General features: G+C 64.5%; 11 protein-coding genes. 2 read left to right on the top strand and 9 right to left on the bottom strand.

Annotation, left to right across the window (positions count from 1 at the left end; all coding sequences use genetic code 11):
• The first annotated feature begins 51 nt into the window (after positions 1-51).
• Together JLZ96_RS16480 and leuA are read left to right on the top strand one after the other, a co-directional pair.
• The gene (locus tag JLZ96_RS16480) at positions 52-1,740 is read left to right on the top strand and encodes an FUSC family protein (RefSeq protein WP_201010602.1); all 1,689 of its coding nucleotides are present in this window, start codon (positions 52-54) and stop codon (positions 1,738-1,740) included.
• A gap of 152 nt (positions 1,741-1,892) precedes the next feature.
• Entirely contained in the window at positions 1,893-3,704 is a 1,812-nt protein-coding gene (gene leuA, locus JLZ96_RS16475) for a 2-isopropylmalate synthase (RefSeq protein WP_032364570.1), read from the top strand.
• A 62-nt stretch (positions 3,705-3,766) separates the two neighbouring features.
• Here leuA and JLZ96_RS16470 read toward each other — a convergent pair whose 3' ends face one another.
• The 9 genes from JLZ96_RS16470 to JLZ96_RS16430 all read right to left on the bottom strand — a co-directional run bounded on the left by JLZ96_RS16470 (position 3,767) and on the right by JLZ96_RS16430 (position 13,328).
• Positions 3,767-5,194 (bottom strand): MFS transporter, encoded by a 1,428-nt coding sequence (locus tag JLZ96_RS16470; RefSeq protein ID WP_230591106.1) that lies wholly within the window; start codon positions 5,192-5,194, stop codon positions 3,767-3,769.
• 68 nt (positions 5,195-5,262) lie between these two features.
• Complete coding sequence (locus tag JLZ96_RS16465; protein ID WP_201010601.1) at positions 5,263-6,096, bottom strand: MBL fold metallo-hydrolase; 834 nt, start codon at positions 6,094-6,096, stop codon at positions 5,263-5,265.
• 142 nt (positions 6,097-6,238) lie between these two features.
• Complete coding sequence (locus JLZ96_RS16460) at positions 6,239-6,844, bottom strand: TetR/AcrR family transcriptional regulator (RefSeq protein ID WP_080731877.1); 606 nt, start codon at positions 6,842-6,844, stop codon at positions 6,239-6,241.
• Positions 6,845-6,938: 94 nt separating this feature from the next.
• The gene (locus JLZ96_RS16455) at positions 6,939-8,075 is read right to left on the bottom strand and encodes a thiolase (protein WP_032386600.1); all 1,137 of its coding nucleotides are present in this window, start codon (positions 8,073-8,075) and stop codon (positions 6,939-6,941) included.
• Complete coding sequence (locus tag JLZ96_RS16450; protein ID WP_201010600.1) at positions 8,072-8,536, bottom strand: Zn-ribbon domain-containing OB-fold protein; 465 nt, start codon at positions 8,534-8,536, stop codon at positions 8,072-8,074. Before JLZ96_RS16450 ends, JLZ96_RS16455 begins: the two co-directional genes overlap by 4 nt.
• A gap of 52 nt (positions 8,537-8,588) precedes the next feature.
• On the bottom strand, positions 8,589-9,398 hold the full coding sequence (locus JLZ96_RS16445) for an acyl-CoA thioesterase domain-containing protein (protein ID WP_052056926.1): 810 nt from the start codon (positions 9,396-9,398) through the stop codon (positions 8,589-8,591).
• Positions 9,395-10,240: a MaoC/PaaZ C-terminal domain-containing protein gene (locus tag JLZ96_RS16440; RefSeq protein ID WP_032385989.1), complete on the bottom strand. Its 846-nt coding sequence runs from the start codon at positions 10,238-10,240 to the stop codon at positions 9,395-9,397. The genes JLZ96_RS16445 and JLZ96_RS16440 overlap by 4 nt, the downstream gene beginning before the upstream one ends.
• Positions 10,240-11,169 carry an SDR family oxidoreductase gene (locus JLZ96_RS16435; RefSeq protein ID WP_201010599.1) on the bottom strand — a complete coding sequence of 310 codons (930 nt, stop codon included), beginning with the start codon at positions 11,167-11,169 and terminating at the stop codon, positions 10,240-10,242. The genes JLZ96_RS16440 and JLZ96_RS16435 overlap by 1 nt, the downstream gene beginning before the upstream one ends.
• Complete coding sequence (locus JLZ96_RS16430) at positions 11,166-13,328, bottom strand: acetate--CoA ligase family protein (RefSeq protein ID WP_032385987.1); 2,163 nt, start codon at positions 13,326-13,328, stop codon at positions 11,166-11,168. The genes JLZ96_RS16435 and JLZ96_RS16430 overlap by 4 nt, the downstream gene beginning before the upstream one ends.
• Between the last annotated feature and the right edge of the window lie 45 nt (positions 13,329-13,373).

Here is a 13,373-nt window from a genome sequence, read left to right as displayed (position 1 = left end):
GTAGCTCCGAGCTGGGACTTTAGGGCCTCTCGCCTGCCTTAACATGTTCGAGTGACCGTTCCCGAACATCTCCCACCACCGCCGGCTCGAGGCCTGAAGGTGCTCTTCGGGCTCCCCGCCGTCGGCCGGCGTTGGCCCGGTGGACTGCGTTCGGCGCTGGCGTTCGGTGTTCCGGCGATCCTGGCGTGGCTGCTCGGATTCCACACCGAGGCACTGCTGGTGGTCTCGGGCAGTTTCGCGGTGATCTACGGCGAGGGCCGGCCCTACCGGTCGCGGTGGTGGGTGGTGCTGACCGCAGGTGCCGCCCTGGTGGCCTGGGTGTGGCTGGGCGCGACGGCCGGTCGGCTCGCCCTCGACTTCGGCGAGACCGGATGGGCGCGGATGATTCCGGTGGCCGTGTTGTCGGTTCTCGCTCTTGTCGCGGTCTACGTCGTGGCAGCGCTGCGACTCGGCCCGCCCGGAGCCTTCTTCTTCGTGCTGGTGTGCGCGGTGGCGTCGTACCTCCCTGCCGCCGACATCAGCGCGACCCGCGGTGCCGTGTGTGCGGCGATCGGGGTGGCGTCGGCGCTGGTGGTCGCGATGTCCGGGGTGGTGCGTGACCCGAGGGGTCCCGAACGGGCGGCCGTCGATGCGGCCGTGGCGGCGATCGAGAAGTACACGGCATCGCCGACGGCGTCCGTCGGCGATCGGCACACCGCCGCCTCGCGTCTGCACGCGGCGTGGGCCGCGGTGTACGAGGCCGGGTCGACGCGCGGGACCTCGCGCCCCGCGCTGGTACAGACCCTGTTCGACGCCCATCTCGCGTTTGCGGCCGCCACGAGGGCGCGCGCCGGCACCCTTCCGGATCCGGAAAGTGCGGTGGAATCGCCACGAGATCAGCTGCCGCTGGCGCGTCCGGGCATCGGGTATCGGTTGAAGCGGTCGTTGCATCGAGATTCGCACGCGGCGTCCACGGCGATCCGGGTGTTCTGCGCGGCGGCAGGTGCCGGCGGCATCAGCGTGGCGCTGGGTTTGAGCAGGCCGGATTGGGCGATCCTCGGCGCGGTCCTGGTGCTCCAGCAGGGGCCGGATCGTGTGCACGGGACGTACCGCGGCATGCAGCGGCTCGGCGGAACGCTGGCCGGAGTGGTGCTGTTCTCGGCGATCTATCTCTCACCGCTGACCGGTCTTGCGGTGATCGTGGTGTTGATGGTGCTGCAGTTCGCGATCGAGATCAGTGTTGCGCGCAATTACGGTCTCGCCGTCACGTTCATCACCCCACTCGCGTTACTGATGGGCACCATCTCGCATCCGGGCGCTCCGCTCGGCGGCATCGTCGTCGATCGGGTGGTGGAGACCGCGGTGGGTGTCGCCCTTGCCTTCGCGGCGCTGTGGTTGTTGTTACCGGGCGCTTTTCGGCGCGCGCTGCTGTGGTCCGATCGGCGGGTTCTGGAGTTGACCGACCGATTGTTGACGGCCCTCCGAACCGAAAAAGCCTCGGCGGCAGCCACTATGGAGCTACGGCGAGATATCCAGTTCGAGCTGGTCGGTGCCGCGCTCGCGGGAGCCGAAGCGGCGCACAACGATCGCCGCTGGGCGCATCGAATGTGGGAGAGGCATGCAGAGGTCGACCACCTCGGATACGAACTGCTCGCACGGTGTTGGACCGCGGACGATGTCGGACGACCGAACGACATCGATCAGTGGCAACGCAGGCACGACACCGTGACCGGAAAATTCGACTCCCGAACCCTGGGGTAGGCGGTCGGTCTGCGGTAGTACACTCACCCCATGCTGCGAGCTCTCCTTCTTAACAGCCGCGACGGGGTCTGAGACCAGACTGGCTTCCCGTCGCGGGGTTCGTTGCGCCGGTCGAACACCATTGCTCTGATCTGTACGGAGAGACGAAGACCATGTCACCAGCCGACGCATTCACCTCGGGATCCCGCACCATCACCCCTCCCTCACGGCCCGCGCCCAGCGACCAGCCTGCGTGGAACACCCAGAAGAACTCCTCGATGCCCACGTTCCGTTATCGGCCGTTCGCCGAGGAAGTGGAGCCCGTCACCCTCCCCGACCGCACGTGGCCGGACAAGATCATCGACCGGACGCCGCAGTGGTGTGCAGTCGATCTGCGTGACGGCAACCAGGCGCTGATCGATCCGATGAGCCCCGCGCGCAAGCGCCGGATGTTCGACCTGCTGGTCCGCATGGGCTACAAGCAGATCGAGGTCGGCTTCCCGTCCGCCAGCCAGACCGACTTCGACTTCGTCCGCGAGATCATCGAGGACGGCGCGATTCCCGACGACGTCACCATCCAGGTTCTGACGCAGTGCCGTCCCGAACTGATCGAGCGCACGTTCGTCGCGTGCGAGGGCGCTCGCAGCGTCATCGTGCACTTCTACAACTCGACGTCGATCCTGCAGCGCAAAGTGGTGTTCCGGGCCGATCGTGACGTCATCAAGAAGATCGCGACCGACGGTGCTCGCAAGGTACTCGAAGAAGCGGCCAAGTTCCCCGATACCGACTGGCGCTACGAGTACTCCCCCGAGTCCTACACCGGCACCGAACTCAGCTACGCCAAAGAGGTGTGCGACGCGGTCACCGCTGTCATCGACCCGACGCCCGAGAAGCCTCTGATCCTGAACCTGCCGGCCACCGTCGAGATGGCGACGCCGAACGTCTACGCCGACTCGATCGAGTGGATGAGCCGCAACCTCGATCGTCGCGACAGCATCGTGCTGTCTCTGCACCCGCACAACGACCGCGGAACCGGTGTTGCCGCAGCCGAACTGGGCTACCAGGCCGGTGCCGATCGCATCGAGGGATGCCTGTTCGGCAACGGTGAGCGCACCGGCAACGTCTGCCTGGTCACGCTCGGCCTGAATCTGTTCACCCGCGGCGTCGATCCGCAGATCGACTTCTCCAACATCGACGAGATTCGCCGCACGGTCGAGTACTGCAACCAGTTGCCCGTCGCCGAGCGCCACCCCTACGGCGGCGACCTGGTGTACACCGCGTTCTCGGGCAGCCATCAGGACGCCATCAACAAGGGCCTCGATGCCATGAAAGTCACGGCAGACGAACAGGGTTCGGACATCGGCGACATCACCTGGCAGGTGCCGTACCTGCCCATCGACCCCAAGGACGTCGGCCGCACCTACGAGGCCGTCATCCGCGTCAACTCGCAGTCCGGCAAGGGCGGCGTCGCGTACATCATGAAGTCCGATCACGGACTGAACCTGCCGCGTCGCCTGCAGATCGAGTTCTCCCAGGCCGTCCAGCGCATCACCGACGGTGAGGGCGGCGAGGTCTCGCCGAAGGAGATGTGGGACGTCTTCGCCGAGGAGTACCTGACGCCGATCCGTCCGCTCGAGCGCATCAAGCAGTCGGTACAGGCTGCCGAAATCGACGGCGGAACCGACACCATCACCGCCACGGTCAAGGTCGACGGCGTCGAGCAGGAAATCTCCGGCTCCGGCAACGGACCACTCGCTTCGTTCGTCGACGCGCTGTCCACCATCGGTTACGACGTCAGCGTCCTCGACTATTCCGAGCACGCACTGTCCGCAGGCGACGACGCCCAGGCCGCCGCCTACGTCGAAGCCTCGGTCACCTCGCCTGCAGGTGTCGCCACCACCGTCTGGGGCGTCGGAATCGCGACCTCGATCACCACCGCGTCACTGCGCGCTGTGGTGTCTGCCGTGAACCGCGCGCTGAAGTAACTTCGCTGCTCGACGAAAAGCCGCCCATTCGCTTCGAGTGGGCGGCTTTTCGCGTCCGCGGCTCACCGCTGCTCGGCAGTTCTGGAGTGCCTGGCTGCGATGGACACGACCACGGTGAGAGATGCGATGACGATCATCGCGCCGAGGGTGCGGCCGTATCCGGTCAGCAGCTGATCCACCGCGGCCTCCGACACGTCACTGACCGTTCCCGCGAACACGTACTTGCGCAGTTCCAGGGGCATTGCGCTGGTCACGACCGACAGAATCACGGCTGTCCCGACGACGAATCCGCTGGTCTGCAGAAGCAGGCGCATGGCGTTGGCGATGCCGAGACGTTCGTCGGGGAGATCACGCATCAAGGCCGTCGCATTGGATGGCATGAACAACCCGGAACCGAATCCTGCGAGCGCCAGCCCGGTGAGGACGACCGCCGCGTGCATCCGTCCCGTTGTCGACACCAGAAGAATCAACAGAGCGACCACGGTCAGAACATTGCCGGCGACGGACAGCGACGACGCAGAGATCTTGCGCTGCAACGGCCCGGATCCGAGCGAGGCGACAAGCGCTGCGACGGCGACAGGCAGCACCATCAGCCCTGCTTCGAGTGGGCTGACTCCCGAGACTGCTTGGAAGTAAAGAGCGAACAGAAGCACGATCCCGCTCTGTGAAATCGAGTTCATGAAGGACGCCAGGAGGCCGAATCCGAACGGCCAGTGTTTAAACAAAGCGACGTCGATGAGTGGGTCGGGCACACGCCGCTCGAACCACAGAAACAGCGGGACCACCACGACTGCCACCGCCAGACCGCCGACCACGAGTGGGTGCGACCAGCCCAGTGACGTGGCTTGCGACAGTGCGGCCAGACCACTGGTCAACGCCACGAGAATCATTGCGTTGCCTCGCAAGTCGAGCGAATAGCCTTTCGCACCACCACGGGGCGGAGACTTCAGCGCGATGGCACCCCAGATGAGACAGAGAATCCCGATCGGAACGTTGAACCAGAACACCCAGCGCCACCCGGCTTGCTGCGCGATCAAGCCACCCAAGGTAGGCCCGCACAGCTGCGCGATGGAGAACGACGCCAGATAGATGCCCATCCCTTCCCCGAGTCTGTGACGGGGAAACGCTGCGGTCACCAGTGCCGCACTATTGGTGAGCAACATGGCACCCCCCGCCGCCTGCAACACGCGAAAAGCGACGAGCCACCACGCATTCGGGGCGAGACCGCACAATATGCTGCCGGTGGTGTACAGGCCGAGACCGGTGAGATACATGGTTCGACGGCCGAACATGTCGGCCATCCGTCCGAACGCAACCAGAAGCACGGTATTGGTCAGCAGGTACGCGAGCAGGATCCAGCTGGCGGCCACACTGCTGGCGTCGAAGTGGCGAACGACCGTCGGCAGAGCAACGTTGAGGGCGCTCCCGGACATCCCCGACACCATGCTGGCGAACGCAACCACCGACAGCGTTCTCCACGCATCGTGCATGACCTGACGCTCGGATCGGGGTTCCACCTTCCGCCGCGGTGCCGTGCATTCGGTGTCGGGCCGAGCCGTCATTGTCTGCGCCCCGAATTCGTTGTGGGCGAACCGAAGCCCGACTCGAGAAAGACCACCATCGACTCGACGGATGAGTGTGCAGCTTTCAACACGTCTGGATCCTCGATGTGCCGATACATGACGCCCACCAGATCCTCGACCTCCGTCGTTCCCGAATTTCGAAGAGCTGCAACCTGTTCGATGCGTCGTCTTCGTGCGGCAACTCGATACAGCGCCGCGGCCTCCACATCAGCGATCACCGGCCCGTGCCCCGGCAATCCGACTGTCGATCCCCCGTGACCGACCTCCGCCAACATGCGCAGGCTCTCGATCATGCCCGCCAGCAACGCCGGGTGGACGACCGGTGAGCCGCCGCCGAGCAGGGTGTCACCGGTCAACACGGCGTCGTCGTCCGGCAAACTCACGCACACCGAATCTCGAGTGTGCCCGGGCGTACCCAGAATTCGAGCCGTCACGTGCCCTGCCAACACCATTCGTTGCAGGTGCTCGATCGGGGTTCGCCCGAATACCGCACGCTGCGCAAGCACCGGTGCCTTCGTACGTTCGGCCAGCGCATGCGCCCCGTCGGCGTGGTCGTTGTGTCCGTGCGTCAGTACGATTTCCGTCACTGTCCGACGGCCGGCAGCGGCCAGGATCGACTCCAGGTGTCCGGCATCTGCCGGCCCCGGATCGATCACCGCGCACTGCGAGGCATCGGGAGCACCGATCAACCACGTATTGGTGCCCTCGAACGTCCACGCCCCGGCATTGGGAGCCAGTAGTCGCTCGACACGAGGTGCAACCCGAACGGCGACACCGGGTAGAGGTATCGCCTCTCTCGATCCAGACATACACGCCCTCCCTAGAAGCAACTTCTAGAATCGTACTCTCTAATTGACCCGAGGTAGGTACGAAACGGCACGACGTTCGAGCCGGGAAAGCCAAAAAGCCCGGTGCGCAACAAAATTGCACACCGGGCCGAGAGGTCGAGGCCTAGTCGGAAGCGATCTTCCGAATCAGGTCGCACATGATGTCGGCGACCACACCTGCCTGCTTCTTCGTCCGGCAGTTCAGAATGACCTCGCGCGACGATTCGACGATGATGTCGGTCAGCACCCCGACGGTGATTCGCTGCGCACTGTCGTCACCCGGGCCGAGCAGCGCCGAGTTCTGCCTGATCCATTCGATGCGATTCTCCCTGCGCAGCTTCTCGAAACCAGGCGGCCCGTCGTTGTCCACAAAAACGAGAGCGACTTCGCGGCGCTGCCAACTTCCGTTGAGGAACGCACGTGCGCCGACACAGAACAGGTCGAGCGGATCGGTGGTGCCGCCCCGGCGCTCGGCGATGACCGACGCCCTGACCTGTTCGAGGTGTGCCGTGTTGTGACGATCCCACAACGCGGTGAACAGCTCGGATTTGCCGCCGAAATGGTGGTACAGACTGCCCGTGCTCGATCCGGCCCGCTCGACGATGTCGGAGATGCTCGCGTTGACGAAACCCGACTCCGCGAACACCTCTTGAGCCGCGTCGAGGAGCTTGCGCTGGGTCTCGCCGGTCTTGCTCCACTGCCACGTCGTCGAACCGGCCCGTTCGGTCATGATCCCCACCAATCCTCTTCGCTTTCGCCCCACCCGAGGGGTAAAGCGTAATTCTAGAATTGGCAGCTGGTCAAGCCGAATCCACCCACCGACCTCAGGCTGCAGCGAGGATCAGAGTCGAGCCTGCCGCGAACATTCCACCGTTGCCCTGCACCAAGCTGGTCTGCACGCCGTCCACCTGTGCCGGAGCCGTTCCTCGTAGTTGACGGACCGATTCCATGATGGCGAACATGCCGTACATCCCTGTGTGGGTGTACGACAAGCCACCGCCGTTGGTGTTCATCGGCAGCGAACCACCGGGAGCTGTGTGACCCGAACGGACGAACTCGCCCGACTCCCCCCTGCCTACGAAGCCCAGATCCTCGAGTCCGTACAACGGCAGATGCGCGAACGCGTCGTAGATCATCAGATGGTCGATATCGGCAGGCGTCATCTGTGCCGCCCGAAACGCGTCGGCACCCGAATTCTTGAATCCTTTGAAGGTGGTGAAGTCCTCCATCATCGAGATACCCGACGACTCATAACCCTCACCGGTCCCCAGCACACGAACCGCCGGAACGTCGAGATCCTTCGCCCGTTCTCGTGTGGTCAGCACCAGAGCTCCACCACCATCGGTGACCAGACAGCATTCGAGAAGATGAAACGGCCAGGCTATGACCGGCGAGTTCTGCACGTCGTCGACCGTGATCGGTTCACGAAACTTGGCCCGTGGATTCAGTGAAGCCCACTTCCGTTGCGCGACAGCCACATCGGCGAGATGGCGCGCCTCGGTTCCGGTCTCCTTCATGAACCTCAGGAACGGGAGGGTGAATCTGCTCGGCGGCCCGGTCACGCCGTAGGGAGCCTCGAACTGGCCGACGACCGAGGCCGGATCGGGCGTGTAGCGAGGCGCACCGACCTGAGATCGACCGGATTCACCGTGGGTGATCAGTACGACGGAGCAATGCCCTGCTTCGATCGCCGCCACGGCGTGTCGAACATGAGTGAGGAACGACGTTCCTCCGACGCTGGTGGTGTCCATCCAGCGTGGTTCGATCCCCAGGCTGTGTGCCACCGAGATCGGCCCCGGCATCGACACGCCGGCGATACCGTCGACCTCACTCTTGTCGATTCCGCAGTCCCGTAGCGCATTACGTGCAGCTTCGGTGTGCAGCCTCATCGTCGAATGATTCGGGAGCGTTCCGATCTCGTCGGTTTCTGCTGCCCCGACGATGACCACCCCGCCGCTCATGCCGACGCTCCGGTCGGTGCGAACACGGGGACCCACATCTCACCGCGTGGCTCGAACTGCACACTCAGCTCCATGTCCAGCGGCAGATTCTCCGGGAGCGGTTCCACGCCGACGATATTGGTCATCATGCGCGGCCCCTCCTCGAGCTGTACTACGGCAACGACATACGGACCGTCGTTCTCGAAGCCGGGCCCGGGCCGATGTTCGATCACGTAGGAGTACAAGGTCGCACGTCCCGAGCACTTGATCCACTCCACCAGGTCCGAACTGCACGCCGGGCAGAAGTCTCTCGGATAGAAGTACACATGGGAGCACGCCTGGCAGCGCTGGACGGACAAACGCCCCTCCGCTGCCGCATCCCAGTACGGTCGTGTCTCGGGGGTCGGCGACGGTGCCATTTTCGCACGTGGCTTCCTGACCGCCTCGGCCTTGCCACGGAGTTCTTCGATCGTTCCGGTCATAATCGGTCGCTCGATTCTGTCGTCGAATTCTTCTGTTGTGCAGTCGATGTGCTCAATAGGGCAACGCCGCGGACGCGGCCGTCCCGATGCGACCGACAGTGTCGTGCAAGGCGCATACCGACACCGCCACTCCGCCGCTCTGTACGTGGTCGAGGTTCTCGAAACCGATCCACGGCCCCACCGGAAGACGGCTGCAGTAGAGGGTCACGTCAGCGTTGATGTACGCCAATCGATCCGCGCCCATGTTGGTGAAGGGACTGACCCAGTCCGCCGCAGCCGCCAACGTCCCGAACGGGGTGTCCCGCCGGCCCTCCAGCAGCTCGCACGTCTCGCGGAACCAGGAGAAGCGACGGCCGTCGACCGACTCGTCGACGCGACGTACCTCCCCGAAATGTCGTGGAGCCACCCGAGTCGGCGGACCGACCACCTCAGGGGAGGGGGCGGTGTAGTACTCGGGTACCCATACGACGTCGGGACCGGGCGGACCGGACCGCAGAATCTGCACCGTCGCCAACGCGACCGGGACATCGCCGGAGCTCACGGTCACCTCGACCACGATCAACCGCTTGCCCTCGCGGCGGACGACCGTGTCGATCGTCAACGGAGACATGGGGATCGGCCGGAACAGATCGGTCGTCATCCGCGCCGGATGCAGATCGGCCCCCAGGTGCCGTCGTTCGACCTCGTGGGCCATCAAACCCGAGACCAGCCGACCGTGAACGAGATCCTCGGACCATGGACTGCGAGCATGAGCGCGCGGGACGAACACGCCGTCGACGGACTCGAAGAATGCTGCACCCGACGAGGAGGATTCGGATCGGGTCGACACTGCCCTGTCGGCCTGTGCCGTTGTGTCGATCATCGGATTTCCACCGTTCCCCGGTCGATCACCGTCGTGCCGTCGTCGAGTGCGGTTCGGAAACGGATCCCGTCCGCGGTGTCCCACAGGGAGACTGTCACGTTCTGACCTGGGTACACGGGGTGGGTGAAGCGCCCAGCCATCGACCGAAGTCGCGTGGGATCCGAGCCGCACAGTTCGTGCAGCAATGCCCGACCGGTGACACCGTATGTACAGAGTCCGTGCAGGATCGGCCGCGCGAAACCCGCCCGCGCGGCGAACTTCGGATCGGAGTGCAACGGGTTCCTGTCGCCCGAAAGCCGATAGAGCAGAGCCTGTTCCGGGCGGGTGGAGTACGTGACCTGCGAGTCGGGCGTTCTCTCGGGCATCGGAGCCGCAGAAGTCGACGATCCCCGACGGCCACTGCCACCCTCCCCGGTGATGAACACCGAGGAACGAGATGTCGCCAGGACCGCACCGGTTTCCGCGTCGCGAGCCTCGGCGCCACTGACCACCAGAGCCCCCGATCCCTTGTCCTCGATCGCAGTCACGGTGGACGTGACGTCGACACAGCCCTCCACCGGAAGGGTTCCGAAGAGCTCGAAGGCCTGTTCGGCGTGGACCAGCTTGGCCGGGTCGAAATCACCGAGTGTGCGGCCCGACGGGGCCTGAGTGGCCAACACCGCGAAGGTCGGGAGCACCGATTGCTCGATGCCGGAGGAGTTCTCGGTCGTGAATGCCGATTCGTCCAGCGCCGAGTCCTGACCGGCTCCCACCCCGACCGCATACAGGAGCGCGTCTTTCGACGTCCAGGCCTTGCGCGTCGGCGGGCTCGGTATTCCGATGACGCCCTGGTCGAGTGTCATCAGGGCACCTGCTCGGGGACGCGCCCGTTCATGGCGGCGTTGTCCGCCGCCTCCGACACCAGGCGGGGAATCACCTCACCGAGCTCACCCGGTACCCATTTGGCACCTTTGTCCATCTCGGGACCGGACTTCCAGCCCTCGGCAACACTGATCAATCCTCCCCGCACGTTGAACACTCGCCCGGTGATGCTTCGCGACTGCTCACTTCCCAGCCACACCACGAGTGGTGAGATGTTCTCCGGTGCAGCCGCATCGAACTCCCCCGGCTCAGGAGCAGAGCGCGAAAGGTTGCCGTTCAAATTCTCGGTCATTCGGGTCAGCGCGGCCGGAGCGACGGCGTTGACCGTCACGCCGTACCTCGCCAACTCCATCGATGCGATGATGGACAGGCTTGCGATACCCGCCTTGGCTGCACCGTAGTTACCTTGCCCGATATTGCCGTAGATCCCCGACGACGACGTCGTGTTGATCACCCGTGCGTCCACCGCGGATCCGGACTTGTGTTGCGTCTTCCAATGATTCGAGGCGTGATGCAGCGTCAGGAAGGTGCCCCGTAGGTGCACTCTGATGACGTCGTCCCATTCTGCGACGGTCATGTTCGTGATCATGCGGTCGCGCAGGATCCCGGCGTTGTTCACCAGTACGTGCAGGTCCCCGTAGTGCTCGATGGTGCTCTCGATCAGACGTCGTGCGCCGTCGTCGTCGGAGACATCGGACCCGTCCACCCGGGCCTGCCCGCCGGCAGCACGAATCGTCTCCACGACCTCGCCGGCCGGCCCCTCGGCGCTTCCCGATCCATCCACCTCTGCACCGATGTCGTTCACCACCACCGACGCGCCCTCCTTCGCGAACTCGATCGCGTGAGCTCGGCCTATCCCGCGGCCGGCTCCGGTCACCACGACCACGCGGCCGTCACAGATTCCCGTCATGACACTGCCTCCGTCTCGTTACCCGTCTCCGACCACGTGATCAGAGCATCGAGTGCCTCGCATTCGCTTCCGCGAACCATCAGCGGATTGATCTCCAAGGCCTGCAGCCGATCCCCCAGTCGATAGGCGACGTCGCCGATCTGGGCCACGCACGTCGCGAGCGCGTCGATGTCCACCGGTTCGGACCCTCGGGTTCCGCGCAACAGGGCTATTCCGCGCAGGCTTTCGATCGCATCGCGAACGTCGTCCACGCCGACCGGCAACACCCGGATCGCCGCGTCCGCCAACACCTCGACCCACACACCGCCCAGACCTACTGCCAACGTCAGGCCCCACACCGGATCGCGGACCACGCCGACGAGCATCTCCAGGCCGTTCGACGGCCGCTGCGGTTGTATCAGCGCCGCAGCCCCGGTGGCGCCTGCATCGGCGAGTGTGGCGAGCACCGAGTTGTAGGCCTCGGCCACATCTTCCGCCGATCGTAAGTCGAGGCGAACACCACCGATGTCGCTCTTGTGGCCGAGTCCGTCGGCGACCGCCTTGAGGACCACCGGATACCCGTAAGCGGCTGCACACTCCTGCGCTTGTTCCACCGATCCGACCGGACTCGAGGGAACCATCGGTATTCCGTTGCGGGAAAGCAATTCCGAAGACCGGTACTCGGTCCATACGCCGGCCGGCTCGGTTTCGAAATCCACCGGAACGACGAAGGGATCGAGCTCGGCCGGCTTCGAGGATGCGGCTCCTCGAAGCGCAGACCACCGAACTGCATTGCCCAGAGCGGTCAAACCGTGTTCGATTCCACCGACCACGTGCGGGAACTCGGTGGCGTCGGCGACCGATCTGCCGTAGTCGGTGACGTCTGTCAGCACGGTACTCAGAACCACGGTGGGTACGGCGGTCTCACGAATGTTGCGGGCGGACTCGCCATAGGCGGTCAGCGTCAGCGACGGGTCGGCGGCCTGTACCCGCGGCAGTTCCGAAAGCAGTACTGCAAAGTCCACATTGGGATCTCGCGCCACCACTGCGAGCGAGCGCCGCATCAACGTGCGGTCGATGACGACGTAACCGGTCACGTCGAGTGGGTTCTGCACAGTCGCGAACGCAGGCACGATCTCACCGAGTGCTGCAGTGGTCTCCTCCGAGAACCCTGGCAGCACCAGTCCCTCGTCCTCCGCACGATCGGCGATGATCTCCGAGGCTCCACCCGACGGCGTAACCACCCCCATTCGCGGCCCCGGCAGGCCACCACCGAGGCCGGCCATGAGACCGGCGGTGGTGATCAGATCCTCGAGCGAGCGGACCCGGATGACACCCATCTGCTCGAAGGCGGCGTCGATGACGGCGTTGTCACCCACCAGAGCCCCCGTATGCGCGAGGGCAGCACGGGCACCGAGCACACTGCGGCCGATCTTCAGAGCGACGATCGGTTTGCCGGCATGCAAGGCGCGCAGAGCAATCCGACGGAATTCGACCGGGTCACGGACGGACTCCAAGAACAATGCAATGACCGAAGTGTTGGGATCGTCGACCAGGTAGTTCATGACGTCGGTGACCGACATCAGGGATTCGTTGCCCATGGCGGTCAGGAAGCTCACCCCGACGTTCCGCGACTGGGCGAACTGCAGAACCGAACTCGCCAACGCCCCGCTCTGCAGTACGAAGCCGACCGTTCCTTGGATCAGCGGTCGACCTATCGGCAGACCGTACGGCGTGATGTTCTCGGCGGCATTGATGAATCCGTTTCCGTTCGGCCCGAGGACGGTCAAGCCGCTCGATCGTGCGAAATCGATGATCTCGTCTTCCATCTGCTGCCCGGCGGGGCCGGTCTCGCCGAAACCCGCAGTGAGGATGACCGCGGACCGAACGCCGCATTCGACCGCTGCACGCAGGGTCGGCAGCACCACGGTGGTGGGAACCATCACGAAGATCAGGTCCACCACCTCGGGCAGGCCTGCAATCGAGTCGAATGTTCTCTCTCCGTGCACGATCGGACTGGTCGGATTGACGAGGTAGACGCTTCCCCCGAATCCGGAGTCCTTGATGTTCTGGTAGGTGTTGAGCGACCACGGTGACTTGTCCGTGGCTCCGATCAGTGCGATGGATCGGGGTTCGAACAGTGTGCGTAGGTCCATGCCCTGAACTGTCGCTTTGGTCATGAAGAATCCTGTCATCGAGTGACTACGAGTTGTGAGCCAGCATGG

The organism is Rhodococcus sp. NKCM2511, from assembly GCF_014905595.1.
In the GTDB taxonomy this organism is placed as follows: Bacteria; Actinomycetota; Actinomycetes; order Mycobacteriales; family Mycobacteriaceae; genus Rhodococcoides; species Rhodococcoides fascians.
Note: the sequence above shows the minus strand (reverse complement) of the source record. Positions and strands in the feature narration are given on the sequence as shown.

Excerpts from the sequence above, each read along its gene's own strand:
- JLZ96_RS16465 (WP_201010601.1), bottom strand. The coding sequence starts at position 6,096 with ATGTCTGGATCGAGAGAGGCGATACCTCTACCCGGTGTCGCCGTTCGG.
- JLZ96_RS16460 (WP_080731877.1), bottom strand. The coding sequence starts at position 6,844 with ATGACCGAACGGGCCGGTTCGACGACGTGGCAGTGGAGCAAGACCGGC.
- JLZ96_RS16445 (WP_052056926.1), bottom strand. The coding sequence starts at position 9,398 with ATGATCGACACAACGGCACAGGCCGACAGGGCAGTGTCGACCCGATCC.
- JLZ96_RS16450 (WP_201010600.1), bottom strand. The coding sequence starts at position 8,536 with ATGACCGGAACGATCGAAGAACTCCGTGGCAAGGCCGAGGCGGTCAGG.
- JLZ96_RS16470 (WP_230591106.1), bottom strand. The coding sequence starts at position 5,194 with ATGCACGATGCGTGGAGAACGCTGTCGGTGGTTGCGTTCGCCAGCATG.
- JLZ96_RS16455 (WP_032386600.1), bottom strand. The coding sequence starts at position 8,075 with ATGAGCGGCGGGGTGGTCATCGTCGGGGCAGCAGAAACCGACGAGATC.
- leuA (WP_032364570.1), top strand. The coding sequence starts at position 1,893 with ATGTCACCAGCCGACGCATTCACCTCGGGATCCCGCACCATCACCCCT.
- JLZ96_RS16430 (WP_032385987.1), bottom strand. The coding sequence starts at position 13,328 with ATGACCAAAGCGACAGTTCAGGGCATGGACCTACGCACACTGTTCGAA.
- JLZ96_RS16435 (WP_201010599.1), bottom strand. The coding sequence starts at position 11,169 with ATGACGGGAATCTGTGACGGCCGCGTGGTCGTGGTGACCGGAGCCGGC.
- JLZ96_RS16440 (WP_032385989.1), bottom strand. The coding sequence starts at position 10,240 with ATGACACTCGACCAGGGCGTCATCGGAATACCGAGCCCGCCGACGCGC.